This window comes from Acidaminococcus nyctereutis, assembly GCF_052216985.1.
Taxonomy (GTDB): Bacteria; Bacillota; Negativicutes; order Acidaminococcales; family Acidaminococcaceae; genus Acidaminococcus; species Acidaminococcus fermentans_A.
In genome coordinates, this window is the sequence record NZ_JBQOUY010000008.1 from 1 (window position 1) to 24,545 (window position 24,545).

Here is a 24,545-nt window from a genome sequence, read left to right on the forward strand (position 1 = left end):
TAAGATATTCGTTTCTATATCCAGCACGATACTGGTTCTACACCTTCAAAAGAACCTGGCCATGGGGACAGGTTCTATCCAACGGCTCGAGACTCACGACTCGAGACCCGAGACCTCAAAAAAGGGGCTGTTGCGCATGCAACAACCCCTTTTTTCATTTGCTCTCAAAAAACGCCTTGTACGCCCGGTATGTCTCGTAGGCATCGGCTTTGCTCAGCAGGTCGTAGGGAGAGTGCATGCTCAGCATGGCGGTGCCGCAGTCCACCACTTCGCAGCCCCAGTCCGCCAGCATGTAGGCGATGGTGCCGCCGCCTCCCTGGTCCACTTTCCCCAGTTCACCGATCTGCCAGGCCACCCCGGCTGCGTTGAAGATGGTCCGGATCTTCTGGATGAACTCGCTGTTGGCATCGTTGCTGCCCGCCTTGCCCCGGGCGCCGGTGTACTTGGTCAGGGCCACTCCGTAGCCCAAAAGGGCCGCGTTGTCCTTTTCCGTCACTTCCGGGAACATGGGATCCAGGCAGCTGTTCACGTCCCCGGAGAGCATCTCGCTGTTTTCCATGGTTTCATAGAAATCCAGCAGGCTGCCCCTATCCTGGATGGCCAATAGCTTCATGACGAATTTGGCAAAATAAGAAGACTGCATCCCCGTATTCCCATAGGACCCGATTTCTTCCTTGTCCGCAAACAAAGCTGCCTGGGTCTTGCGGCCGGGAGCCGCTTCCAGGATGGCTTCCAGGTTGGCATAGGAACACACCCGGTCATCCTGGCCATAACCGGCGATCAGGGACCGGTCAAAGCCCACATCCCGGCTTTTCAGGGCCGGGACCAGTTCCAGTTCCGCCGTGGTGAAATCTTCCTCTTCCACCCCGTAGGTATCCTTCAAGAGGGCCATCAGGGCGTCCTTCACCTTCTGGTCTTTTTCCGCGTGAGTGCCGATCACCGCCTGGAGCTGTTCCCCCGTCACCCCTTCCGCCAGGGTCTTCTTCATCTGGTCTTGGGCCATGTGGATCAATAGATCCGTAATATAGAACACCGGGTCCTCTTCCTCCATGCCGATGTTCACGTCCAGGGTCCGCCCGTCCTTCGTATGGATGATACCCACCAGGGCCAGGGGGAGGCAGGGCCACTGGTACTTCTTGATGCCTCCGTAGTAATGGGTCCGGAAATACACCACCCCATCCTGTTCGTGGACCGGGTTCCCCTTCAGGTCCAGACGGGGGGAATCGATATGGGAGCCCACGATCTTGAGCCCTTCATGGACGGGTTCCTCCCCGATTACGGCCAGGATACAGGCTTTTCCTTTCTGGTTCCAGTAGACCTTGTCACCGGGCTTCAGTTCTTTGGCCTCATACAGGGGCTTGAAGCCGGCTTGTTCAGCCTGTGCCAGGATTTCCCGCACAGCCAGCCGTTCCGTCCGGGCCCTGTCCAGGAACGCCTTATACCGTTCTCCGTAGGCCAAGGTCTCCTGCCGTTCGGTTTCGTCCATCCGCGCCCAGGCGGACTCTTTTCTGCTGTATGGTTCGTTCATGGTGAAAACCTCTCTTTCTTTTCTCTTTCTCTATGCTGCGTCCAGTATACCATATTTTCCAGATTATAGTCTTTCCTTTGCCTGGAAGATCCGGTACAGGGACCGGTCTACCTGATCCCGGGGCAGCTGTCCCTCCCGGATGGCCCGGGCGATGGCGCTGTGGACCTGGCGGATCTTTTCCGGCCCATGGCACACCATCACCAGGTCTGCTCCGGCCTGGAGTGCCCGGACCGCTGCTTCTTCCAGAGGCCAGCGGCCGGCGATTGCCCCCATGGTCAGGTCATCGGTGATGATGAGACCGCCGAATTGGAGCTGCTTCCGGAGCAGTTCTCCCATGATGACCTGGGACAGGGAAGCGGGCCAGTCCGGATCCAGGGCTGGGTACTCCACATGGGTCACCATGATGGCGAACCGGGGCTCTGGAAATCTTTCCAGTGCCTGACGGAAGGGCAGCATATCTTCCCGTTCCAGAAGGTCCCGGCTGGCAGAGACAGTGACCCGCCCCTTGTGGGTATCTTCCTCACCCTTCCCCAACCCGGGGAAATGCTTCAGGCAGGCCATCAGGGGGACTTTTCCGTATCCGGCCAAGGCCTGTTCCACAAATTTTGCCACAGTGGCCGGATCCTTGCTGTAGCTGCGGCCGGCATCGCTGCCCACATCGGCCACGGGAGCCAGGTTCAGATTAAAGCCCAGGGCTTTCAGCTGTTTCCCGGTCTTGACCGCCCATGCCTCCGCAAGTTCCGGTTTCCCCGTCCGACCGATGGCTTCCTGGGAAGGCGGCGCCGGCAATTTGTCCTTCATCCGGGCCACCTGTCCCCCCTCTTCGTCCACTCCGATGAAAAGGGGCGCTGGCTGGGCCAGGGATTGGAGCCGGGTATTCAAGGTTTTCACCTGTGCCGGATCCGCCATATTCCGGTCGAACAGGATCACCCCTCCATAGTGGTTTTCCTGCAGTTCCTTCTGGAAAGCGGCAGAAGGTCCCGTCCCGTCCATCCCCACCAGCATCAGCTGCCCGGCTTTCTTCTCCGGAGTCATGGCAGCGATTTTTTGGGCCAGAGGATCCGCCTGGTCCGGCTTCCCCTCCTCAGTTCCTTTCGAGAAAGATGGCCGCAGCACCAGTCCGGCAACAGCCACCAGAAGGATGCAAAAAATACAAAACCAGAGTTTTTTCATATCTTTTCCTCACAGTATAAAAAGAACCCGTCTGCAAAGGCGGGTTCTTTCTTTCGGCTACTGAGTTGACAGCTGCTCTTTGACAGGCTGCGCAACAGCCCTTACTTATTCATAAACACCGGTTTCCGTTTTTCCAGGAACGCCTTCATGCCTTCCTTCTGGTCCAGGGTGGCGAAGCAGGTGCCGAACACCTGGGCTTCGTAGCTGAGGCTGGATTCCAGATCCATGCTGGCGCCCCGGTTGATGGCATCTTTGGCGCTGGCAATGGCGATGGGTGCCTTTTTCATGATCTTCCGGCAGATTTCTTCGCAGGCAGGGATCAGTTCTTCCGGCTCCACCACACGGTTCACCAGTCCGATCCGGAACGCTTCCTGAGCATCCACCATGGCACCGGTATAGATCATTTCCTTGGCATACCCTTTCCCGATCAGCCGGGACAGCCGCTGGGAACCGCCGAAACCAGGGATGATCCCATAGTTCACTTCCGGCTGGCCAAATTTGGCCGTGGTGGAAGCAAACCGGAAATCACAGGCCAGGGCCAGTTCACAGCCGCCGCCCAGGGCATAGCCGTTGACGGCCGCTACCGCTACCACCGGCAGCTTTTCGATGGCATCGAAAACTTCGTGGCCCAAGTTGGAGAAATCTCTCCCTTCCACAGCGGTCATGGTGCTCATGGCTTTCAGGTCGGCACCGGCTACAAACGCCTTTTCACCAGATCCCCGGATGATCACGGCTTTGACCTCCGGATCCGTCGCCAGGCGATTGAAGCAGTCTTTCATTTCCTGCAGGGTAGCCGTATCCAGGGCATTCAGGAATTTCGGGCGGTTGACAGATACTGTCGTGACCCCGTCCTCTGCAATTTCTACCAACAAATTCTTATATTCGTACATGGGTGACACCCCTATCCAGATCGATTATTTGTTATAGTCGTAGAAACCTTTGCCCGTCTTGCGGCCCAGATAGCCCGCTTCTACCATTTTCCGCAGGAGAGGAGCCGGACGATATTTGGGATCGCCAAAGCCCTTGTACAGCACTTCCATGATGGCCAGGACCGTATCGTTCCCGATCAGGTCGGACAGAGCCAGAGGCCCCATGGGATGGTTGAAGCCCAGTTTGGCAACGGCGTCGATGTCTTCTGCGCTGGCAACGCCTTCGCTCAGGGTGAAGATGGCTTCGTTGATCATGGGGATCATGATCCGGTTGCCCACGAACCCAGGAGCATCGTTGACTTTCACCGGGTTCTTATCCAGTGCTTTGGCCAGTTCGAAGACCTTTTCGAAGGTCTCTTCGGAAGTCCCCAGGCCCTTGGTCACTTCCACCAGCTTCATTACAGGAGCCGGATTGAAGAAGTGCATGCCGATGAATTTGTCCGGACGGGAAGTCCCGGCAGCCAGCATGGTGATGGAAACAGAAGAGGTGTTGCTGGCGATGATGGCATCTTTCGGCAGCTTTTCATCCAGTTCCTTGAAGATGCTTTGTTTGATCTTCACGTTTTCCGTAGCCGCTTCGATGGCCAGATGCACATCGCAGGCTTCCGGAGTCAGATCCACGACCCCATGGATCCGGGCCATGGTAGCATTCTTGTCTTCTTCCGTGATACGGCCCTTGGTGACACTGTGCGCCAGGCTTTTTTCGATTTTGGCAATGCCCCGGTCGACGAATTCCTGTTTGATATCCCGCAGGGTCACTTCTACCCCATGAGCAGCCATGACCTGTGCAATACCGCTGCCCATCTGGCCAGCGCCGATTACCATAACTTTCTTCAGTTCCATAGTAACAGATCTCCTTTTTACCTCATAAATGAGCAAATCTTGAATCCTGGTGAAACTTGCAGGAGAGGGTCCCCATCCTCTCTGTAAAGGAAGGGCTGGCATACACCAGCCCCCCCAGTTTCTCTTTCTTGGTAGAAAAGATTATTTTTTCTTGTCACGCAGCAGGGCACGGGAGGTTACGATCCGCATAACCTGGTTGGTGCCTTCGTAGATCTGGGTGATCTTGGCGTTCCGCATGTAGCGTTCTGCCGGATAGTCCACCGTGTAGCCATAGCCGCCGAAGATCTGTACCGCATCGGTGGTGACTTCCATAGCCACATCGGAAGCGAAGCATTTGGCCATGGCAGCAGCTTCGGAATACGGTTTCCCTTCGTTCTTCAGCATGGCAGCATGGTATACCAGATACCGGGCCGCTTCGATCTTGGTGGCCATGTCAGCCATCATGAACTGCAGAGCCTGGAATTTGGAAATGGAACGGCCGAACTGTTCCCGTTCTTTGGAGTATTTCACAGCAGCAGCCAGAGCGCCTTCAGCAATGCCCAGAGCCTGAGCAGCTACGCCGATACGGCCGCCATCCAGGGTTTCCATAGCGATCTTGAAGCCTTCCCCTTCTTTGCCCAGCAGGTTTTCTTTGGGGACTTCGCAGTCTTCAAAGATCAGTTCTGCGGTGATGGAGGTATGGCCGCCCATCTTGTCTTCGATCTTGCCGAAGCGGAAGCCGGGCATGCCTTTTTCCAGGATGAAAGCGGAGATCCCATGTACGCCTTGGCTCTTGTCAGTCATGGCGAATACCACATAGGTATCGGCTTCCTTGCCGTTGGTGATGAAGATCTTGGAGCCGTTCAGGATGTATTTGTCACCCTTCAGGACAGCCGTGGTCTGCTGAGCGGAAGCATCGGTCCCGGCGGAAGGTTCGGTCAGGCCGAAAGCCCCTACATGGGTGCCTTCTGCAATGGGAGCCAGGTATTTTTGTTTCTGTTCTTCGGTCCCGAACATGTAAATCGGGGTAGCGCACAGGGAAACGTTGGCGCTGAGGGTGATACCGGTACCATCATCTACTTTAGACAGTTCTTCCACTGCCAGGATATAGCTCAGGACATCCAGTCCCATGCCACCGTATTCTTCCGGGAAGCAGATGCCGCAGAATCCAGCTTCGCCCATCTTGTCGATCAGTTTCCGATCCCAGATATGGTTCTTGTCTCTTTCTTCCACCGTAGGAGCCAGGAATTTCTGTGCGAATTCCGCAGCCATATCTTTGATCATCTGTTGGTCTTCTGTCAGGTTAAAATCCATAGTGATATACCTCTTTCCTCTTTTTTTCCTTTTGTAAGGATGATTTTTAGAGGGAACCCCGCTTCAGGAAGCAGTGCTCCCTGGATTGCTTAGAGCATTTCCACTACAGTGGCTGTACCCATGCCGCCACCGATGCACAGGGTGGCCAGGCCCAGTTTCTTGTTTCTATGTTTCAGGGCATACAGCAGGGTGACCAGGATCCGGGCACCGGATGCACCGATGGGGTGGCCCAGGGCGATGGCACCGCCGTTGACGTTGGTCTTAGCCCAATCCAGCTGCAGTTCCCGGCCTACTTCTACAGTCTGGGCGGCGAAAGCTTCGTTGGCTTCCACCAGATCCATGTCCTTGACTTCCAGACCGGCTTTGGCCAGGGCTTTCCGGCTGGCAGGGATGGGCCCGATGCCCATGATGGCAGGATCCACACCGGCAGAAGCGTAGGATACGATCTTGGCCAGCGGTTTGATGCCCAGTTCTTTGGCTTTGTCAGCGGTCATCAATACCAGAGCAGCCGCCCCGTCGTTCAGGCCGGAAGCATTGCCAGCTGTAACGGTGCCGCCCTTCTTGAAGGCCGGACGCAGTTTGGCCAGGACTTCCATGGTAGTCCCTTCTCTGGGGAATTCATCGGTATCGAAGACTTTTTCGCCTTTTTTGGTTTTAATGGTCACAGGGACGATTTCTTCTTTGAAGGCTCCGCTCTTGATGGCTTCGATAGCTCTTGCCTGGGAACGGCAGGCCACTTCATCCTGGTCTTCCCGGGTGACGCCGAATTTTTCCGCGACATTTTCCGAGGTGATGCCCATGTGGTAATCGTTGAACGCATCCCACAGGCCGTCCCGGATCATCACGTCGATCATCTTCTGATCGCCCATCTTCATTCCCCAACGGGCTTTGCCGGGAACCGTAAAGGGAGCGTTGGACATGCTTTCCATACCGCCGGCTACCACGATATCATTATCGCCAGCCAGGATGGACTGGGCAGCCAGTTCCACGCATTTCAGACCGGAACCGCAGACCTTATTGACCGTAAAAGCAGGGACTTCTACGGGCAGTCCGGCAAAAATTGCAGCTTGTCTTGCAGGGTTTTGGCCCAGGCCTGCCTGGAGCACATTCCCCATGATGACTTCGTCCACCAGTTCCGGCTTCAAAGCAGCCCGGTTCAGGGCCTCTTTGATGACGACGGCACCCATCTGGGGAGCGGACAGCGGGGTCAGGCTTCCGCCAAACTTACCGATAGCCGTTCTTACAGCACTTGCAATGACAACTTCACGCATAACAAAACCATCCCTTCTAAAATTGAATTAGAAACAAACAGTATTGCATCCATTGACAGCAATCCGGGCCTTGGGCCCTTCCTGCTGCAACACTGATCGGATCAGGCAATTGCAATCAGGCTTTTCTTATGGACTTGATTATACACTAATTATAGCGCACTGGCAATTCGTTTTCAATGTTTTCGTCGTTTTCATACAATTAAGGTAAAATCAGTGTTTTGGTAACTTCTGTTATATTATATCATGTTTAGAATTTAGAAAGAAATAAGTTCTGTGCAGTTTATGTGCAGTTCACCGATGCTTGATCCACACCCGGAAAGCCAGCATTGCCCGGTGTGGAATGGTCAGCCGACGTTGAATCTTCCACCCCAGGTAGATTTCCCAGCGCCATGTTTTATTAATCGGAGCCGTGCATTTAAAGGCCCACGGGTTTTCATATCTGACTATTACCGGCCACCCATCACGGAGAGGGATACTTCCCTCGTTCCCATGGATGAAATACCCATATTCCTTCTCATCCAGCTGGAAGGGAGGAAACGCATTTTCCCCGAAAAGATAGTAGGCAAATCCGTAGGCACAATTGCGATACAGCCAATGTACCCGGCAAAAATATCTTTTAATCTTTTCCGCTGTGGTAAACGGCTTGACCAGGAGTTCCCGATAGACCGTCCGACCGTTCAGCTGTACCGTATAGGCTTGATAATGCTCGTCCCACTTGTACCGCAGGAATTGAGGCATACGGCCTATATCTGTCTTGTTGTCCAGCGTGTCGTCCCATGTGTTCCAGAGATTCAACAAGCCGGGAAGCTGGCCTTCTTCTGTTCCGAACAGAACCACTAGCCAGTTGGTCAAATAGCAGAACACCATACAGATAATCTGCAATGGTGCATACACAAAATATTTCAAGTTGTAAGCTCCTTATTTACAGTTTCATCATAAACGCCAGCACGTAGTACGGTGGCATATTGTTGTGGGGCTGATTACCGCCGAAGGCAAGGTGTAAAACGTCCGCGTTACGGGTGGCCGGATCTCCGAATTGCATACTGGTGCCCCATTTACTGCCGCCAGACGGGATAAATGAAAAGACTCCGGATTTCGACGCATCATCTTTTAATTCACCTATAATATTGGTGCTACTACCTACCAGCCGGAACTGGGCATCGCCCGTAATCTTCGGCAGTTCCGCTTCCGTCAGTGTGTGGCTTGCTTCCCCGCCCGTTGCCCCGTTGTTCGTCCCTGTCCCGCCGTAGATAAAGCGGTTTCGCAAGTCCGGCGTACCATTCGTCCCATCGCATAAGTGCCATTCACGGTTTACCACCCCCGTGTTTTTGTCAACCGGGTATCCGTCTTTAAACGTCCCGGAGAACGCTGTTACAGTTCCGGGTAGTACTCCACCAGAATTTGTAACAATAAATTTCGCCGTTCCGTCTGTAAATTCAGTCATGTTTACTCCTTTATGCATAGCAGATAAAAGCTCGCACGGTATAGGTTAACGGGGTCACTGTGGTGGACTTACCGTAGATAGCAGATGAACGGGAAGCGTCGAGGTTATAAGTGGCAGCAGCCCCATTCTTGTTATTATCTCCATATGGTTTAGAAGATGTGCTGTAATGCTGTTCTGAAACTACTCCCGTTGCATTGACTTGGTCTTGAAATGTGTAATTTTTCCCAAACGAACCAGTGATGTTTGGTAGCCCCGCTTCCACTATCTGCCCCGGCGTGGTGTCCGCTCTCAGATAACGCCCGTTAAGGTTCGGTAGCGTCGCCGTCCCCAGATAATCCACCAGCCGTTTATATTTATCCCCGTCGATTGTCTGTCCATCCAAAGGCAGAAGGTACTCGTGTTTCCCTGTCTTTGTCGTTGGCTTATAGACAATGTCACCTATACTGTGTTTGCTCAGTGTATCGTTGATGTAAAACGTTACAGTTCCATCAGTTATCACCCACCCTATGTTACTTTTAACGGTCGTCCAGTCCGGCTCTGTGCTACCCGTCGTCCCTGCTTGAGTCACGACGATTACACAGCCCGGTGGAAGGCTTGGAGAGGTCAGTACGTCGCTAACCTTGTAAGCCGTGTTGCGCTTAATCTGGTACGTCACCCCGGCTTCCGTCTTCGTTGCGTACGTGCTTTCGGCTTCGGTGCTGTTCAGCTTCTTTGCCAGCTCCGTCGTCACGGTAGATGCAAAGTTGGAATCGTTGCCCAGAGCCTTTGCCAGCTCGTTAAGTGTGTTCAGCTGGTCGGGTGCGCCGTTGACTAGAGCGGCGATGGATTTCGCAACGAACTCGGTATTAGCAATGGCTTTACTGCTGTTGCCAGCGTTCGCTGTGGGGACGGAAGACTCCTCATACACAGTTAAAGCTTTTGTAGTAATACCGTTTGCCATGTAAAGCATTACGTCATCCAGTCCAGCATCCGTGATGCGTTGTGCAATAGTCGTTACTCCCTGCTCATCTATTACTTGTGGTTTATTCTTAATAAACGCCTTGCTCGTGCTGTCCGTCACGTTCCAGTCAGCATTAACCTGACCGGAAGTCGCAATGTTGGCGCTTTCCGCCGCATTGGCCGCAGACGTGGCCGCCTCTTTTGCACTATTGGCGCTGTCCGTAGCAGACACAGCCGAAGCGGCGGCACTGGCACTGGCGTTCTGTTCACTGGTCTTTGCATTACCAGCAGACGTGGCCGCCTCTTTTGCACTTGTTGCCGCCTCTGCAAGAGGTTTGAGCGGGGTGGTGATGGTATTGCCGTTGATGTCGGTCAAGAGCATGTTGCCGTCGGAGTCGGTCGAAGCAGAAACGATTGTTCCCCGGAGCCACTTGTTGGCCCACTCGGATTCGCTCCCGGTGTAGCCGTTCTTAACGGCAATAGAATAGGCCGACAGCCCGTCTTTCCCGTCTACGCCGTTCACCCCGTTTTTCCCGTCAGCCCCGGCTGGGCCTTTTTCTCCCTGCGGGCCTTGCAGAGATTGTAGCCATGCGTCTTCATTCCCATTAAATCCACGCTGTACAGCAATCTCGTAGGCAGACAAGCCATCTGCTCCGTCAGCGCCAGCCTTGCCATCAGCGCCGTTGTTGCCTGCAGGCCCCACAGCCCCGGTATCGCCCTTCACCCCCTGGGGACCTTGCAGAGACTTGAGCCATTCCTCTTCCGTGCCTGTGTATCCGTTCTTGACTGCAAGCTCGTATGCAGAGTATCCTTTTTCCCCACGAGGTCCGGCCACACCATTCCCCGTAGAAGGGATACCGACTGTGATTGTGTTGTCAGAAGAAATCTCTACTTTATATTCGCTCATGTTACCCCCTTGTCACGTCCTTTAGAATTTCGCACGGCCATACCCCTAGAGTGGAAACCATCCCATCAGCACGATATTCAATATCCATCACATATTTCCCCGGAACAAGGTTTTCCGTTTCCTCATGGGTAAAATCGAATTGATTGTTGTCGCACTCTTTTCTTATTACATAATCTTTATCGTTGATATGTTTCTTGATAGAAAGAGTTGCCGTGTAATCCGTGTATTCCGTCCCATCTTTGATAGATTTCAGACGGATTTCCCCGGTATCCCCTCGTGTGAATTTCAGCCCATCTTCCAGTGTGAATTTAAACATTAGTTCACCGCCCCGATTATTAAACCCGCTACCGCACACCCGGCAACTAGCCCCCAAAAATTCCTTTGCCGTTTAGCCGTAGCTAATTTACTTGTCATCAACTTTTGGTAATCCTTTAAGGATTGTTCGGCTTTCTTCTGAGAGTCTTCTGCTTTCTTCAATGAGAGCTTTAGTTCTTCCGATTGACTTTTGGACTTCTTTAGCTCTTCTTGTACTTTCATCAATTCCGTTCTGCACTCTTCCAACGCTTTCCGTTGCTCGGTCAATTGAGTTTCTGATAGCGTCAGCTCGTTGTTCAGCGTCTCGGATATTTCTTCCTGTCTCTGACTGATGGACAGTAACTTCTGGTACTGTTCCTCGGTCAGAAGCCGGGACCCAAAACACGTAGATGGTAGCCAAAACAAGAAAAAGCACAATGCCAACGAGAGCAACTTTAATTTTTTGGCTTTCATTCAAAAATTTCACCCCCATATTTTAGATTTAAGGCCATTAAATTTTCATTCGAATATAGTTTATAGCATAACAATAGAAAAACGCTCATAAGCTAAATATGTAGACGTATGAGCGTTTTGCCGTTTCAAAAAATTTTAATCAACCTTCGTCGTTACTTTTCATCGCTTCGAACTTGTTTTTATACCAATTTGCTTTTCCGCGGATTACATTTCCGCCCGTCCTTGGGTCATTGTAATCCGTAATCCACTCTGGACTATCATCTGTTCCTAGGAATTGCAGGTCCCATCTTTCACATCCGTTGTTAGGTCCGTACTCATCGCCTTCCGGTAACATGCCGTCAATATTGTCTGCCGCTTCCGCATGGGTCATTACTCTTTTAGAATCAATAGTCAACCACAATGCCGGAGCAAGGACGGCAATAACCTGCGCCATAGAATCAATCTGCGCTACCGTAGGCGGGTATTCCCCCAAATCCTCGGTAGTCGCCCCATATCCGCAACAGAGCGTAATTCCGATAGATGCTGTATTTCTATGCCATGTGTGAGCAAGCGTCTCGGAAAAGTCATCTGTACTTGCCCAGATAGAACCGTCTTGGTCAATGTTCAGATGGTAGTCATCGTACATCTGACCGTACCGGCCAGCCGTCCAGTGAAGATAGATTTTTACATCTCTCCCCATCTGCTTAGCTTCCTGCCACAAAGCAGGGAAGGCTGTTTTAGCCATCGTCTCTATGTCTTTCAGTGTTACTCGTTTCATCTTTTTCCTCTTCTAAATAATCCGGGATGCCATTCTCATCTTCATCAATGAGAGCCTTGGCCAGGAACCCTACCGCCGCTATGAAAGCTGTTCCCGTTATGGTCCGTAGTAATTCATTCAGAGCGATAAATTCCACTTTCCCGCTATAGTACCAAACAAACACCCACCCTGCTATGTATAGGGCTATGATCAACAGGATAAGTACCATGAGCAGAATGACAAGAGCACGGGGAAGCCCCCGCACTTTCATTTTCCCAGTCTTATCCAGTGCCTTGATAATCCCGTTCCGGATCGTATTAAACCATTTCATCTGGCAACACCATAAATTCCTTATAAATGGTATCCATCACGCCGTTCTTCCCCAGCCCTGCATAGGCTGTGTGCATCGCTTCAAATGCTCCTTTGTCGGCACTGGAAGCATAGCCTTTTTCTTTATGGCAATGATAGGCTTGTAGCATTCTGTCCCGGAGAAGGCTCTGGAGGCCCTGCTTAATCAGCTCGTATTCCTGCTTCTCTCGGTTCTGCTCTTCCTGATATCTTTTATATTTTCCCCAGATATAACCGCCGACTGCTGGAATGACAGATCCTAAAATGATATGAAAAACTTCGTCCATGTAGTTGCTCCTTTAACAGAAAAGGGACCTGCAATCAGGTCCCTATATCACTACTATTTTACCTTGTTCTTAGCCTTCTTTTTTGCGGCATTTCTTTCCCGCTGGGCTTTTCGCTTGGCATCTTTGAACGGGTCGCCGGTCTTTTTCGCCGTGTTCTTTTTCGGCTTAGACAGCTTCCGATCCATGACAATAGCGCCCATGAGCTGGCGGAGATCCCGTTCAGAATTGGGGTACAGGAAGTATTGGATAGAGTTGGCGATACCATCAGACAACATATCAGGAGAACCTGCAATTCCGTTGATTGCCCGGCCCCCATCCCGCACAATGTCAGCCAGGTTTTTCTTTCCGTCGTTCTTGATTACAGAACTAGCCGTCACTCCCGCATCTGACAGCCGTACAAAAGAGTCAAGCGCACTGGTCATCTTAGCGGAATTACCAAACCACTTAGCATCGGGCTCAAAAATAGAGCGGGAAACAGGACGCCAGATATCCCGTAGGATAGGGATAGTAGCCGCCTGGTTATCCATGGAGGTTTGAGAGAATTTCCGGAGCCAATAGGCCGCATCCTTCTTCTCTTTATCGTCGCCCCCGCCCAGGGCTTCCATTGCGCCCCGGATACCCATTTCAATTGCACTGTTGACCATTATCCCTAATAAGAGATAATGAGCCATAGGAGCCATGAATTGCCGACTGGCATACCTTCTCCAGCCGGTTTTCCCAGCCCGTTCAGCCGCCTGCAAACCTGCGTAGTACTTATTAGCCGCCATGTTGTAGAGAGCGTTTTGGAAGGTATAGAACATGGTCAACGCCTTGGCCATTTCCCCGCCCTTCTGGGCCTTGGAAAGGTCCTTCATTTCGCCAGAACCAATGACACGTACTACCGCCCTGTCACCTGCGGAAATGGCGTTTCGCTGTGCGGTTTCATTATCATGCCCCATCTGGATTTCCTGATTCAATGTTTTGCGATATTCACTATACCACAAAGGATAGGCGAACATGTTATCGGTCATTCCAATGAGCTTGAAGCCGTTGCCCATGATTGCCTGCGTCAGCTTAGAAGCATGGAGCTTCTTGTTCTGGCTTTCCATCGCTTCCCTAAGGTTCGTATCCATCCGCTCAGAACGTTTAGCCATGAACGGAGAGAGGCCATTCACAAGCCGGAGGTTCTGTTCCGGATGGGTATAGAAATCCTTAAAAGCGGAGACAAAGTTGTCTACCCCGCAATACATCATCATCAGCGGAGCGTTGGCAACGTTCAGGAGCATCGTAGAGGTACGATACATCAAGACTGCCGCCGTAGTCCGAGTCCGGAGACGTCTCACCAAACGGTCATACCACTCTTTACCCTCTTTAGGAGCCTGCCAGATATCAGAGGCCCAGTCACGCAAGGCTTTGTATTCTTCCATTCCCATAGAGTCAACTACTGCTTTGGTGAATTTTCGATCATTGATGATTCTATTCACGTCCAAGGCCGTTTCCCGGAACGCGATATAGTGCATCATTTCCCCGCCTTTGTTGCCGATGACATCAAAAGACAAGCTCAGAGGACGGTCAGTTACCGTTGTTGCACGGGATTTCGTGAAGCCCTTACCCTGTCCCATACGTGCAACGCCAGGAGCCATGGATTTCAGGGTATCCACTTCTTCTAAATTGCTTGTTCTGACAGACTGGTCAGAGTCGTACACCACAGGATAATACCCGCCCCGGAGCTGATAAGTATTACCATCCTTCCCCGTTACAGAGAAGGACCGGTGTGCCAGTTTCCCCAGGGGGATACCGGTAGTCCGTTCTTTCACGCCGGATTCATCTTCATAGTGCGCACCCATCAGATTCCACACCTTGGTGATAGTTGCCCAGTCCCGCTTATCAAGTTCCTTTAGAACATCATTGAACAGGTCCGCAACAACCCTCTCACGGATTTGCAGAGATTTAAACTCTTGCCCCACTGGCTCGTTGTCCAACACACGCTTATAACCGGATTCAGTGCCAGCGGTTAAGGCCATGCACATAATCTGCTCTTTGGTCAGGAGCCGGTTACCAAAGCGGTAAATCCTCTTGTTCCTGATATCATCCAATTCTTCCCCTGTATAAGCCCCGAACGCATCTTTCAAGCCTGCGGCAAATTCAGCCTGTAGCTTGATTTCCTCGTTCGTCGCCCTCATAACAGGATCATACAAGGTCTTAATGGCCAGCCCGGTAACATTCTTGCCCGTCTTGCCGATATACCCATCCATGCGCTGGAAGATGGTAAGAGGAGCAATCAGCTTGTTAAAATAACTGCCGAGGAAATCCTTTGCATCCTTCATGTTCCGTTTTCTCTTATCTGTCCAGCGGTTTGCGTCATATGGGTCTTCTTTAATATGAATCCCGTTATGCTCAATCAGGTTGTCAGCCAGAGCGGACGCGGCCTCGTCAATCCGAGCACCCTTTACGCCGTTTAGTTCGACAACGTTCAGCTTATCTTTCTGGCGGCTCATTTTATAGAGCGCCTTCATGATTTTATTCACATATTCCCAGCCATTGGGAGAGAGTTTTTCCATCCCAATTCTCTGGGTTTGATTTCCCAGGGCATCGAGCCACTGCGGGATTTTGACTTCACTTTCCTTCTCATTGGGAGAGCCGGTAAGCCAAAGGAAAAGTTCTTCCAGTTTCGGAATCCCCTTAGAAGGAGGAAGTCCGTCATTTCTGGCTAGCCCCAGGACGTAGGCTAAATGCTGATACCAATAGCGTTCAGCCGCTGGCATCCGTTCATTTCCTTTTTGCAGAGTTTGGATATTTTTCTGGATTCTAGCGGCCTGCCGGTCAATCAGCTTCTTGAAACGCCCGGATTCAGTGACCATAGCCGCAAGCAATAACTGCTGTTGCTTAGCATTAGCCGCCTTGTCCCATTCGCCCTTGCTCATCAGCCGGAATACTTCATACTGCTTCTGCCCCAGCTTCTTTGCCCACAAGGCTACGTTGGTTGCTTGATTGATGGGGAGAGTAGAAAGAGACTGCCGTGCCATTGCCCGCCGTTCAGAAACGGTCTTCAACACGGTATCACGCACGATCCGGATACCCGCCTTCATATTCCGCATTTCCGTTTGAGCTTCCTTGACTTTCTCGTTCCTCTGGTCTTCCTGTACTTCCAGCTTTTCAGCAATTTTCCTAGCCTTTTCAGCCGCTTCCGCCGCTTCATTATTAGCCTTTTCCGTTGCTTTATCTTCTCTTGCCTGTGCTTTTGCGGCGGCTTCGTCTTCCCCGGCAATGTAGGCTTTCGCCTTTGCGGCCAGGGCTTCATATTCCAGAGCGTGCAACATCTCTTGATATTCAGAGTCCTGCACGGCCTTTTTGGCATCCTCATACAGAGTTTCTGTGTCCAGCCTGGATTCTTGCATTTCCTCGGTAAACCCTTTCATTTGGGCATCCAGGGCCGCTTCAAAACTACCACCACGCTTCTTTAATTCTTCCTGATATTCCTCAGGCGTCAAGTTGAAATCTGCCAGTACATCCAGGTTCTCGCCGTTCATGCGGACCATTTCGTCAGCCCGCCAGAAATCATCTTGGCCCATCTCAGAAGCGACTTGTTCCCGTTTAGCTTCGATTGCTTCTGCAATATCTTTCCGGTCTGCTTCTTCCAGGTCTTTCATCGCCTTTTCAAGCACCTTTGCTTCCGCTTCTTCCCTGACCTTCTGATACCATCTTTCCCACGTTCTTGCGTTCTCATCCAACATGAGCTTCATACCGCCAGCCCGCTTGAAGTCATCGACCATCTGTTCTTTCATGGCCATGGAGATTTCATCTTCCGTGGCAAGCATACGGTCCATGACTGCCGTCACTTCTTTCGTAGGCTTCCCACCAAGCTGTTTAAAATCTCGATAGATAGAAGTCAGCCAAGATTTGAAGCGGTTGAAGATACCGTGCAACTGGGGAGCCGGAGCCTTGCCAGTGCGGAGATACGCCTCGAACCCTCGTGCGAACTTTTCGTGCTGTTCCACGGAAATATCTGCATCCAGCTTCTTATTGCCGAACCACTGTTGCAAGGTCATGAAATCTTCCACGAACTGCTGGGAAGCGTTCTCATTGAGTGCCAGCTTCTGCATATTGATTAAATACCAGTGTGCAGATTCGTGCATGAACGTGGACTGGTCTGCCGCATCGAACAAGGAGATCATATCCCCGGTAACTGTGGTCTGTCCTTGAATCTGGGCTTGTTGCTGGTTGTACTTGTCGATGATGGAAATGGCTTTATCGTCAAAGACAACGAAACAGCGCCCATCCTTGCTTCCTTCGTAAGTAATGCCCTTAATGCCGTACTTATTTAAAAGCTTGCTAGCGTTCTCATCATTGAAACCATTTACGAAATTAGCACCAACACTGCTAAACCCGTCGTAAATCGCTTGCCCATCAACGCCGTAATCTTTCTTGTCAAGCTCTTTGAAAAAGTCAGCGTAGTTGACTGTTCCGTCCTCATTCTGGTGTTCTGCCTTGTATTCATCGAACACATAGTTTTTGCCCAGCACGTCGCCTTCATCGTTGTAATCAAGAACCCGTTTCACCAAGTTCTCTTTTAAGTTATCATCGACGGATTTAAAAGCCTGTTCAATCCCACGTTTCACCTTTTCCGGCTGTTCAGAAAAAGACTTTTGTTCATCCAGTAAGCTGTCATCATCGGGAATGTTGACTTCATACAGACGGTGATTTTCGGAAGGCTTTTTCATAGAGAACCGGCCGCCCTCTAGAACCTCTTTAGCTTTTTTCAACCGCTCCAGTTCCTGCTTTTCCCCCTCGGAAGCGTCTGGAGCACTATCCATTTTAATATATTTGTCGACGTCTTTTAACACGGATTCTTGCGTACTATCCTCGTCGATAAAAGGAGCAAGGATACTCAGAGGGGAAGAATGTCCAATGGGTGTCCCATCTGCTTCATAAATCCAATCGCCGTTGGAATAGTATTCTTTTCCGCCCACAAGGAAATTTGCTGTGTTGCCAGTCGATACCTTATAACGTTCTGCGGTATCTCGATTTTTAGCAAAATACAGGCCCCAGCCGTGAACCTGCGCTCCTTCACCCTCTCCCATGTGAGATAACATGAAGTTGTCAAAGTTGTTCGGAGAACCGTGCCAAGCGGTTTGGTTCAGCCAAGTATTTTTCTTGACAAGTTTTTTTGCATTTGCTAAACTAACAGTACCAAAAGCACTTACCTTTCTAGGCTTTAATCCGGTGTTGGGTCCAGCATTAAAACCCGAACTGGTGTGAATAGCCCCGTGGCTGGAAACGGGAGGAGGAGTTAGCCGCCCCCCAAAGGTAAGTGCTTTTTGTTTTTCCTTATTCATTCTTGATACAGTTTGTGGAGTAAGTGTTACAACAGTATAAAAATCTTCGTTAGTAGAATTATCTTTGTTTAAGTTTAATATAAGAGCTACTGGAGTTCCATTCAAATAAGAACGAATCTCTACTCTTTTTTTATTTTGAGTGATAGAGTCAATATTAGAAAGAATATACTTAATAGCCGCTTCTATTCCCCCGTGCACATTTTGAACATGATGTCGTAACAAATGAGCATAACCAACCCCATAAGTAGAACCTTTGTGATGGAATCCAATTTGTAATCGAACTGGAGCGCCTTTTAAAATTGTTCCATCATCAGCCACTGCCTGCGGAATATACCCAAAATCTATATCACCATGGCTATTTAACACATAGGTAAGCTGGTCTTTTTTCATTTGAGCAAGAGTTTTACCGTCGGCCACGCCGCCAGCCGGGACTATGTTAAGCCCCTTTGCAACGTCTTCCGCCGTTGTCTTTTTCCCCTGTCTAGTCCACTCTTCCGCCAGCCGTTGGCACATACGAGCGAACAAAACGCCGTCATACCGTGCGGCCTGCTGAACCTTTTTGTTGACGCCAACAGAATGGTTTAGCAAGTCCGTAGTACGCTGATACACTCTATAGGCTTCCGGAGTCATACCACGGGTAATAGTCGTTTCCACGTTCTGGATTTTTGCGATCTTGTCCTTCATTCCTCGGAGAGTCGCAATGGTGTTGGCCATAGCATCAAGCCGTTCTTTATTGGCCTTCATTTCGGCATCAATCTTGCCTACTTCATCCATGTCCCCAGCATTAGCGGCCATATCACGGATACGAGCCAGAGAGTTAGGCCCGCCAGCGACCGCCCCGGTCATGATGTCATAAGCGAACTGTTCTTTTTTCTCAACCGTAGGGGTTTGAATACCGAAATAGTCCGTCCACCACTTATCACGCCACGTCCCATGGTTATGAACCACTCGTACATTCCCGTTGTCATCGGCGTACTTATCCTCAACGATCCGAGTTCCATCGTGGTTCTCTTTACTGGCCGCTTCTTCTCTTTCCCATACCTCTCTAAGGATGTTCTTGTATTCCTGTTCAGCGCCTCGCAATGCCTTCCTATAGGCGTTTTGCACGTCGTTAGGACTGCCGGAAATGATTTCGGAAGCCAGCTTCCTTTCATTCTCGTCAGAGAAATTTTCATTGACAATAGTCGGGATGATTTCTTGTACTTCCTGTTCGTCCTGTTCCGCCAGGGCCTTAACATTCTGCTGGAATCTCTTGATGGTGTCTTTCTGCCGTGCGGTACAGTTAATATCGGGGGAAGAGGTGGTCATATCTACAATCTTGTCGGAGGCCGGTAAAGCGGTCTGACAGTAGACTTCCGTAGGAACTTCCAGGTCACCCTTAGATTCAATCACCTGCTGGATTTCGGAGGGAGAATATCCGGATTGCTGTCCCAATTTTTGGACCAATTCAGCCCCGCCCTTTTCATTCATCAGCATTTCAACGTCTACATAGACGTTAGGCATCCCCGCATTACCCATTTCAGTCTTAATGACCTGCATATAGGCTTTTGGGTTTTCCTTGAAAAGTTTGTTGGTTTTCTGGTTTTCCTGGATATCCCGGAGAACCTGCCCAGTAAAGGCGTTATCTACCGCTTCTTCCGTCATGGTGTTGTGAAGCCGTGCAATGCTAGCCAGGGAGCGGACACCTTTGATGTTAGACAGGATATCCCCGCCGATAATCATACCGCCAACGGAGGGAACCGCATCTGCCATAGCATCCATGGAATTAGCCGTAATTTCCGGAACAGATACCATCTTTTCCGTAGTCTGGGGATGGGTTGCTACAATGGCATTATGAACAATATCCCCTGTTGCACTCTGGTAGGCTTCTTCCAGGATTTCTTCTTTCGCCCTAGGCGCCCAGGATTTCACTGCTGTAGCGAGATACCCTTTCAAACCGCCTTTAATGGCCTCTGCGTTCCCCTTGTTCCGCGCAACAATATCCTGGATGGCCTTCCTATCTGCCCCACTCAAGGTAGACATGATAGCGTCATAGTTCCAGAATTCAATACCGGTTTCAATGCCCGTTTCAATGGTTGCCGCAATTTTAGCTTCTCTGGGAGTCAAAGTTCTAGTCCCATCTTCATTCTGATAGGACAGATATTCGATATACTTTTCCCCTACCTGTCTGCGATACATTCCGGCCATCGTGCCGAACTTGAAAGCATAAGAACCAATCTTCTTCGCAATCGGAGCCGGAGCGCCCATCATGTATGCCCCGCCACCGAGAATTCCAGCGGCAACAGCCCCAACTGCGGCATCACTACCCATCCCCGCCACCTGGATACCCGTTTGAGATAGGATACCCATAAGAGGATGAAGGGTAGTCTGCGGGGTCATCTTGTTCAATTCTTCCAGCCTTTTAGTCAGCTGATCAGCCCGTGCGATTTCATCTTCGGTCAGGGTACGGCCTTCTAGATATGCTTTCCCATAGATATCTGCCCGTTCACTGGAATTGGCAAAGGTTTCTGCCACAAGGCCAGGGACTTTCATGATTTCCTGGACCGCCTTTACATCCTCTGCATTTTTAATCAGGGATTCAAAGTCATCCTGGGAAGCGTTAGCAAGAGAAGGATAATATTCTGCCAGGTATGCTTTAAATGCTTCCGGATCGTTCCGGTCTACATCATCCCCCACCCGGCTGTCAATCTTGAACTGGGCCAAAATCTGTGCGCCCTTGATATAGGCATCTCTGTCCCCGAAAAAGATACCGGAGTTCACCCCATAGGCCCGTGCCAGTTCTTCGGACATTCTATTCTTTTCTGGGGTATCCCACTGGAAGTTGAAGTTATTATAGATTTCCGTACCACGGACCCAGTTAGAAGTGAAAGCAAGAGTATTTTCTACGGACTTTTTATAGCTGTCACCGACAAGTCCTCCCGCCAAGCCAGCATGGAAGAACGTGTCTACAGGGTTGTCATAAGTAGGAGCAATGGGATTCTGTACATCATCAATGCTTTTTCTGTATTCTGCTTCGCTATCTGCGGCCCGGGCGGAGGCGGCATCTTCTGCCGCTTGCACTGCACCACCGAAAGACTTCCACACGGGAGTGTTCAACGTATCATTGATGGACTGCCGAGCGGACGCAAGCATAGTGCCCACGCCTACCGGCTGGGCAATCTCTTCATTCTGGTAAGCGTTGTACTGTTCCCGTGCCTGGGACGTTGCTTCTTCTTCCCTGGCTTCGAAAGGATTACCAACTGCGGTGGTAATGGCTTCTTCTACCGCCTGCCCGATAGACTTCGGTTCTGGCTGTGGTTTCATGAACGCCGGAAGGTTGTCGGGGTCCACAGTCCGGCTTTTCAAAACGTCGTTATTCAGTTTATTGCTCTTGCCTTCGCTCTTTGCGATAGACAGCGCTTCTTCTACACTATAAGGCATTGATTGTCCTCCTAGGTATATAGAAAGGGAGTCGCATTTTGCGACCCCCTTAATTAATCATCATCTTCTGCCGGAACGCTCCCTACAATATCATTAATTTCAGCATCACTCATGTAGAAAGGTTCATCCACGTTCTCTGCGTATGTCATGCCGGTTTCTTCATCTCTGTAATAGCCGCCGGTTGCGTTGTAGAAAGCGTTCTTTTTAACCTTCCGTTTCTCATCCCCTGCTTCGCCGACCCAAATGTCCATGGTCTGTTCCCCATCCACCAGTGCGGCGTAGGCGTCACCCTGGGAAACTGTGTTCCCCTTCTGCCGTTCGCCGATGACGTAGTTCATCATGTAGGGAAGTGCGTACTTGAACTCACCGTCCGGACGGCCTTCGGTGTGCCACTTCAGTTTCATGGAAGGAATGTTCAAGTCGCCGGTGGAAGCAAGGTTCCAAATTTTCATGTAGCTATTCCACGTAGAACTACCCTTGGGAATACCCATGAGAACCAGCGCATTTTCCGCCTGTGTCTGAGTTATGGTCCCGCTTGCTACATTTTTAGCCCAGTCTGCTTTCTGTTCCCGTCTTTGTGCCGCCGTAAGTCCATCAGCCCCCACGGAACCGCCTCTGCGGCTTACCCCGGCAATGCCAGCCCCACTGTTGGCAAAAGAATTTACTAAGGGCAACAAATCGGCCATGGTTAATCCATTCACGCCTTCATACCGCCTTGCGATGTCCAGATATGTCTGTGTATCATAGATGCCCTGTGAAGCTATATCGGCCATCTGCTGTTTCGCACTGTCCAGAGAATCGTGTTTTGCTTTTCTGTCCTGTGCGTCCATCAGGGAGATTTCACCCAAGGTTGCCTTGTACAGCTGTTCCTGTTCTGCGGGAGTCCAGTGCCGTTGTTTTGCCGGGCCTACCCCTCCCCCGTTCAGCTGAGAGAAGGCAACATAGCCATAGATTTTGCCGCCCAGCCCGCTTTCCGGGTCTGTGTCGGGAGTTTCGTATACATCCCTGGCCCCGTCATGGTTCCCGGCCTGAATAACACCGTTTTCTGTAACGATGCCGGCGTGGCCGTTGGCATATTGGCTGTTAGAAACGATAGCCATATCGCCGGGTTGTGGCTTGTAGTCCGGCCCACGCCACAGGTTTACGTCTTTCTGCTTCGCCCATAATTCTGCATTGTCCGTGTCCTTGATATCTGGCACATCAAAACCGGCATCCCTGACCGCCTTAAAAGAGTAGTAGACACACCCTGTACCGCCCGGAATATCAAAAGGAGAACCAATCAAGTTACGAAAACTGCCCAAAATCATGGAACCATAGTTCCCCGTAGAAGGTTCATCTATGGTCATTTCCGCAATGGCCTTTCTCAGCCCTGCCGGGTCATTCCTGTATTTGAGTGCCAGCTCTTTCTTCTGGCTAATCATCATGTTCTGGATTTTCTGTGCGTTATTGCTGGCGATGAACTGCCGGATATATGCAGGGTTCACCATGCTCCCATAGTCGTTGAGAATATCATTCGCCGCCTCTTGGTTGTCGTCTGCTTTTGCCTGTGCCAGTGCATCAGCAACCGTTTTCCCGGCGACTTCCTCATATTTATCTTTGCACCACTGCGCCCCATAGGCTTGTCCGTTCGCATAGATTGCCGCCCGCATATTTCTCAGTTGTTGGCCGATGAATCCTTTTTTAGCGTAGTTATGAGATATGGCAATCTGAGCCGTTTCAATAGCATCATTGGTGACTGCCATTTGATAATTCTGATGCTCCCGGTATGCCTGTTTCTGGGTATCCTCTATGCCGGCAATGGTGGAAGCATCGGCCTTCTGTAAGAAAAGGTCCTGCGCTTTCTTGTACTTCGGAACCATCTTGAATACTTCGTCCCGGATTTTCTTTTCGCCCTCTTGATAGAGCTGGGTAACGTTCCGTGCGTTCTCATTCTTCAAATACGCAAGGCCGGTGTCTTGATTGAACATCAAATCATCCATACGCTTGTTGTATTCGTTCATCGCATTAGTGACATCTGCGGTCATATCATCTTCGGCCATTTTCAATCCGATACCGACCGCATTACCAAGAGCATTAATACCACTAACATCAGCGCCCCAGGCCCGTGCGTCAGAAGGATTGCTGACCGGGTTGCCCCTGCCATTAATCACATTGGGCTGTACCGTAGGAGAATAATTGGTCAGCTTCATTTAATGTACCTCGTTTTCTGGAAGATATGGTTAGGATTCTTCCATTTTCCGAAACTGCCGATAGACAGCGGTTCATCCCAGCGTCCTGCGCTGTTCCAGGGGGTAACGGTATAACCGTTTAGTTTGGTATTCCCTACGGACAATGTACCGCTACCGGTTGAGCTGGTGTTTTGGTTAGAGCCTTTCATCCCATAAATAGACAGCGCACCGCCTGCCAGGGTAGACAGCATCCCAAGCCTTCCCTGCTGTGCCACGTTGTTTGCGGCCGAACGATAAGCGTTAGCCTGGTTCATATAGCCTATTTTCTGGTTCTCCAGGTTCCAATTGTCAATGCGATTGCTATAAATATCATTACGTTGGTTTTGCAAAAGATTCATGCTGTCCTGATAGTATGCCTCGTTAGAAGCCCCCAGGATATCAAGCCCGGAGCCGACTCCAGTCAAGCCGGAAGCCCCTTGTGCCGCGGCAATCTGTCCTCGTACTAATCTGCGTTTATCATCCAGTTTACTTTGCTGGAACGCATAAGCATCAGCGATATTTTCCGCTTTACGATCGTTGATACGCTGATTCTGTTCCATGATTTTTGCGTTAGCATCCGCCGCCTGCGCCTGGGCATTATAGGCCGCTTCTTGTGCTTTATACTGCTGTCGCTGGCCGTACATCTGTAAGCCGGTCATGGCCGCTGTAAGTCCTGCTATAACTCCACACATAGTTTCACCCCCTTATGGTAAAAGGGATGAACACGCCATCCCCTAGCTTGATAGGATTCATAAATTCAGCCCCCATATGTTTAATCCATGTGAGGGCTTCTTTGTTTTCGCTCCAGATATAATTCTTTAATGCGTGTTTTCGCACCAGGAATTCCTTCATGAGGACCTTGCCATAGGCCACAAATTCCCGCTTGTGACGGCTTAATTCCTTCGTCCCTAGGCACCATACGCAGCTATATAAATCGCCGTCTATAGGGGCTGTTCCGGCCAAGCACAGGAGCTTCCCGGATTTGTCCCTGGCCTGATAGAGGATATCAGAGGACAGCATGGAATCATACACATACTGCCAACTGTTCCGATGAAGTTGCACCATTTCCAGCTGGTCCGCAAAACGAATGTTCTCATAAAGTTCTTTCGCAATGCTTTCATAATCTTCCCTTCTCAC

General features: G+C 50.7%; 18 protein-coding genes. All 18 read right to left on the reverse strand.

All coding sequences use genetic code 11. The annotated features are described in order from the left end of the window. Positions 1 to 154: 154 nt before the first annotated feature. The 18 genes from ACTUHY_RS05490 to ACTUHY_RS05575 all read right to left on the reverse strand — a co-directional run bounded on the left by ACTUHY_RS05490 (position 155) and on the right by ACTUHY_RS05575 (position 24,545). Positions 155 to 1,528 carry an aminopeptidase gene (locus ACTUHY_RS05490; RefSeq protein ID WP_442826902.1) on the reverse strand — a complete coding sequence of 458 codons (1,374 nt, stop codon included), beginning with the start codon at positions 1,526 to 1,528 and terminating at the stop codon, positions 155 to 157. A 63-nt stretch (positions 1,529 to 1,591) separates the two neighbouring features. Then, the gene (locus ACTUHY_RS05495; protein ID WP_442826903.1) at positions 1,592 to 2,701 is read right to left on the reverse strand and encodes a glycoside hydrolase family 3 N-terminal domain-containing protein; all 1,110 of its coding nucleotides are present in this window, start codon (positions 2,699 to 2,701) and stop codon (positions 1,592 to 1,594) included. Between the two features lie 101 nt (positions 2,702 to 2,802). Further along, complete coding sequence (locus ACTUHY_RS05500) at positions 2,803 to 3,591, reverse strand: enoyl-CoA hydratase-related protein (protein ID WP_278675774.1); 789 nt, start codon at positions 3,589 to 3,591, stop codon at positions 2,803 to 2,805. Between the two features lie 24 nt (positions 3,592 to 3,615). Next, a complete protein-coding gene (locus ACTUHY_RS05505) occupies positions 3,616 to 4,473 on the reverse strand; it encodes a 3-hydroxybutyryl-CoA dehydrogenase (protein WP_442826904.1) in 858 nt (285 codons plus the stop codon). 141 nt (positions 4,474 to 4,614) lie between these two features. Then, positions 4,615 to 5,766 (reverse strand): acyl-CoA dehydrogenase, encoded by a 1,152-nt coding sequence (locus ACTUHY_RS05510; RefSeq protein WP_278675776.1) that lies wholly within the window; start codon positions 5,764 to 5,766, stop codon positions 4,615 to 4,617. A gap of 89 nt (positions 5,767 to 5,855) precedes the next feature. Further along, on the reverse strand, positions 5,856 to 7,037 hold the full coding sequence (locus ACTUHY_RS05515) for an acetyl-CoA C-acetyltransferase (RefSeq protein ID WP_442826905.1): 1,182 nt from the start codon (positions 7,035 to 7,037) through the stop codon (positions 5,856 to 5,858). A 291-nt stretch (positions 7,038 to 7,328) separates the two neighbouring features. Continuing rightward, positions 7,329 to 7,943, reverse strand: coding sequence for a DUF7338 family protein (locus ACTUHY_RS05520; protein WP_442826906.1), 615 nt, complete (start codon positions 7,941 to 7,943; stop codon positions 7,329 to 7,331). Positions 7,944 to 7,959: 16 nt separating this feature from the next. Continuing rightward, the gene (locus ACTUHY_RS05525) at positions 7,960 to 8,481 is read right to left on the reverse strand and encodes a hypothetical protein (protein WP_442826907.1); all 522 of its coding nucleotides are present in this window, start codon (positions 8,479 to 8,481) and stop codon (positions 7,960 to 7,962) included. A 10-nt stretch (positions 8,482 to 8,491) separates the two neighbouring features. Beyond that, positions 8,492 to 10,327 (reverse strand): collagen-like domain-containing protein, encoded by a 1,836-nt coding sequence (locus ACTUHY_RS05530; RefSeq protein ID WP_442826908.1) that lies wholly within the window; start codon positions 10,325 to 10,327, stop codon positions 8,492 to 8,494. Between the two features lies 1 nt (position 10,328). After that, a complete protein-coding gene (locus ACTUHY_RS05535) occupies positions 10,329 to 10,643 on the reverse strand; it encodes a hypothetical protein (RefSeq protein WP_279002048.1) in 315 nt (104 codons plus the stop codon). An 87-nt stretch (positions 10,644 to 10,730) separates the two neighbouring features. Further along, positions 10,731 to 11,099, reverse strand: coding sequence for a hypothetical protein (locus tag ACTUHY_RS05540; RefSeq protein WP_442826909.1), 369 nt, complete (start codon positions 11,097 to 11,099; stop codon positions 10,731 to 10,733). A 135-nt stretch (positions 11,100 to 11,234) separates the two neighbouring features. Further along, complete coding sequence (locus tag ACTUHY_RS05545) at positions 11,235 to 11,852, reverse strand: peptidoglycan recognition protein family protein (RefSeq protein ID WP_442826910.1); 618 nt, start codon at positions 11,850 to 11,852, stop codon at positions 11,235 to 11,237. Next, on the reverse strand, positions 11,812 to 12,162 hold the full coding sequence (locus ACTUHY_RS05550; RefSeq protein WP_442826911.1) for a hypothetical protein: 351 nt from the start codon (positions 12,160 to 12,162) through the stop codon (positions 11,812 to 11,814). The genes ACTUHY_RS05545 and ACTUHY_RS05550 overlap by 41 nt, the downstream gene beginning before the upstream one ends. Then, positions 12,149 to 12,466 carry a hypothetical protein gene (locus tag ACTUHY_RS05555; RefSeq protein WP_442826912.1) on the reverse strand — a complete coding sequence of 106 codons (318 nt, stop codon included), beginning with the start codon at positions 12,464 to 12,466 and terminating at the stop codon, positions 12,149 to 12,151. Before ACTUHY_RS05555 ends, ACTUHY_RS05550 begins: the two co-directional genes overlap by 14 nt. Positions 12,467 to 12,519: 53 nt before the next feature. Continuing rightward, entirely contained in the window at positions 12,520 to 21,201 is an 8,682-nt protein-coding gene (locus ACTUHY_RS05560; protein WP_442826913.1) for a hypothetical protein, read from the reverse strand. Positions 21,202 to 21,254: 53 nt separating this feature from the next. Continuing rightward, positions 21,255 to 23,390, reverse strand: coding sequence for a CHAP domain-containing protein (locus tag ACTUHY_RS05565; RefSeq protein ID WP_442826914.1), 2,136 nt, complete (start codon positions 23,388 to 23,390; stop codon positions 21,255 to 21,257). Next, on the reverse strand, positions 23,387 to 24,100 hold the full coding sequence (locus tag ACTUHY_RS05570) for a virion core protein, T7 gp14 family (RefSeq protein ID WP_442826915.1): 714 nt from the start codon (positions 24,098 to 24,100) through the stop codon (positions 23,387 to 23,389). Before ACTUHY_RS05570 ends, ACTUHY_RS05565 begins: the two co-directional genes overlap by 4 nt. Before the next feature lie 4 nt (positions 24,101 to 24,104). Then, entirely contained in the window at positions 24,105 to 24,545 is a 441-nt protein-coding gene (locus ACTUHY_RS05575; RefSeq protein WP_442826916.1) for a hypothetical protein, read from the reverse strand.

Excerpts from the sequence above, each read along its gene's own strand:
- ACTUHY_RS05490 (WP_442826902.1), bottom strand. The coding sequence starts at position 1,528 with ATGAACGAACCATACAGCAGAAAAGAGTCCGCCTGGGCGCGGATGGAC.
- ACTUHY_RS05495 (WP_442826903.1), bottom strand. The coding sequence starts at position 2,701 with ATGAAAAAACTCTGGTTTTGTATTTTTTGCATCCTTCTGGTGGCTGTT.
- ACTUHY_RS05500 (WP_278675774.1), bottom strand. The coding sequence starts at position 3,591 with ATGTACGAATATAAGAATTTGTTGGTAGAAATTGCAGAGGACGGGGTC.
- ACTUHY_RS05505 (WP_442826904.1), bottom strand. The coding sequence starts at position 4,473 with ATGGAACTGAAGAAAGTTATGGTAATCGGCGCTGGCCAGATGGGCAGC.
- ACTUHY_RS05510 (WP_278675776.1), bottom strand. The coding sequence starts at position 5,766 with ATGGATTTTAACCTGACAGAAGACCAACAGATGATCAAAGATATGGCT.
- ACTUHY_RS05515 (WP_442826905.1), bottom strand. The coding sequence starts at position 7,037 with ATGCGTGAAGTTGTCATTGCAAGTGCTGTAAGAACGGCTATCGGTAAG.
- ACTUHY_RS05525 (WP_442826907.1), bottom strand. The coding sequence starts at position 8,481 with ATGACTGAATTTACAGACGGAACGGCGAAATTTATTGTTACAAATTCT.
- ACTUHY_RS05530 (WP_442826908.1), bottom strand. The coding sequence starts at position 10,327 with ATGAGCGAATATAAAGTAGAGATTTCTTCTGACAACACAATCACAGTC.
- ACTUHY_RS05535 (WP_279002048.1), bottom strand. The coding sequence starts at position 10,643 with ATGTTTAAATTCACACTGGAAGATGGGCTGAAATTCACACGAGGGGAT.
- ACTUHY_RS05545 (WP_442826910.1), bottom strand. The coding sequence starts at position 11,852 with ATGAAACGAGTAACACTGAAAGACATAGAGACGATGGCTAAAACAGCC.
- ACTUHY_RS05550 (WP_442826911.1), bottom strand. The coding sequence starts at position 12,162 with ATGAAATGGTTTAATACGATCCGGAACGGGATTATCAAGGCACTGGAT.
- ACTUHY_RS05555 (WP_442826912.1), bottom strand. The coding sequence starts at position 12,466 with ATGGACGAAGTTTTTCATATCATTTTAGGATCTGTCATTCCAGCAGTC.
- ACTUHY_RS05560 (WP_442826913.1), bottom strand. The coding sequence starts at position 21,201 with ATGCCTTATAGTGTAGAAGAAGCGCTGTCTATCGCAAAGAGCGAAGGC.
- ACTUHY_RS05565 (WP_442826914.1), bottom strand. The coding sequence starts at position 23,390 with ATGAAGCTGACCAATTATTCTCCTACGGTACAGCCCAATGTGATTAAT.
- ACTUHY_RS05570 (WP_442826915.1), bottom strand. The coding sequence starts at position 24,100 with ATGTGTGGAGTTATAGCAGGACTTACAGCGGCCATGACCGGCTTACAG.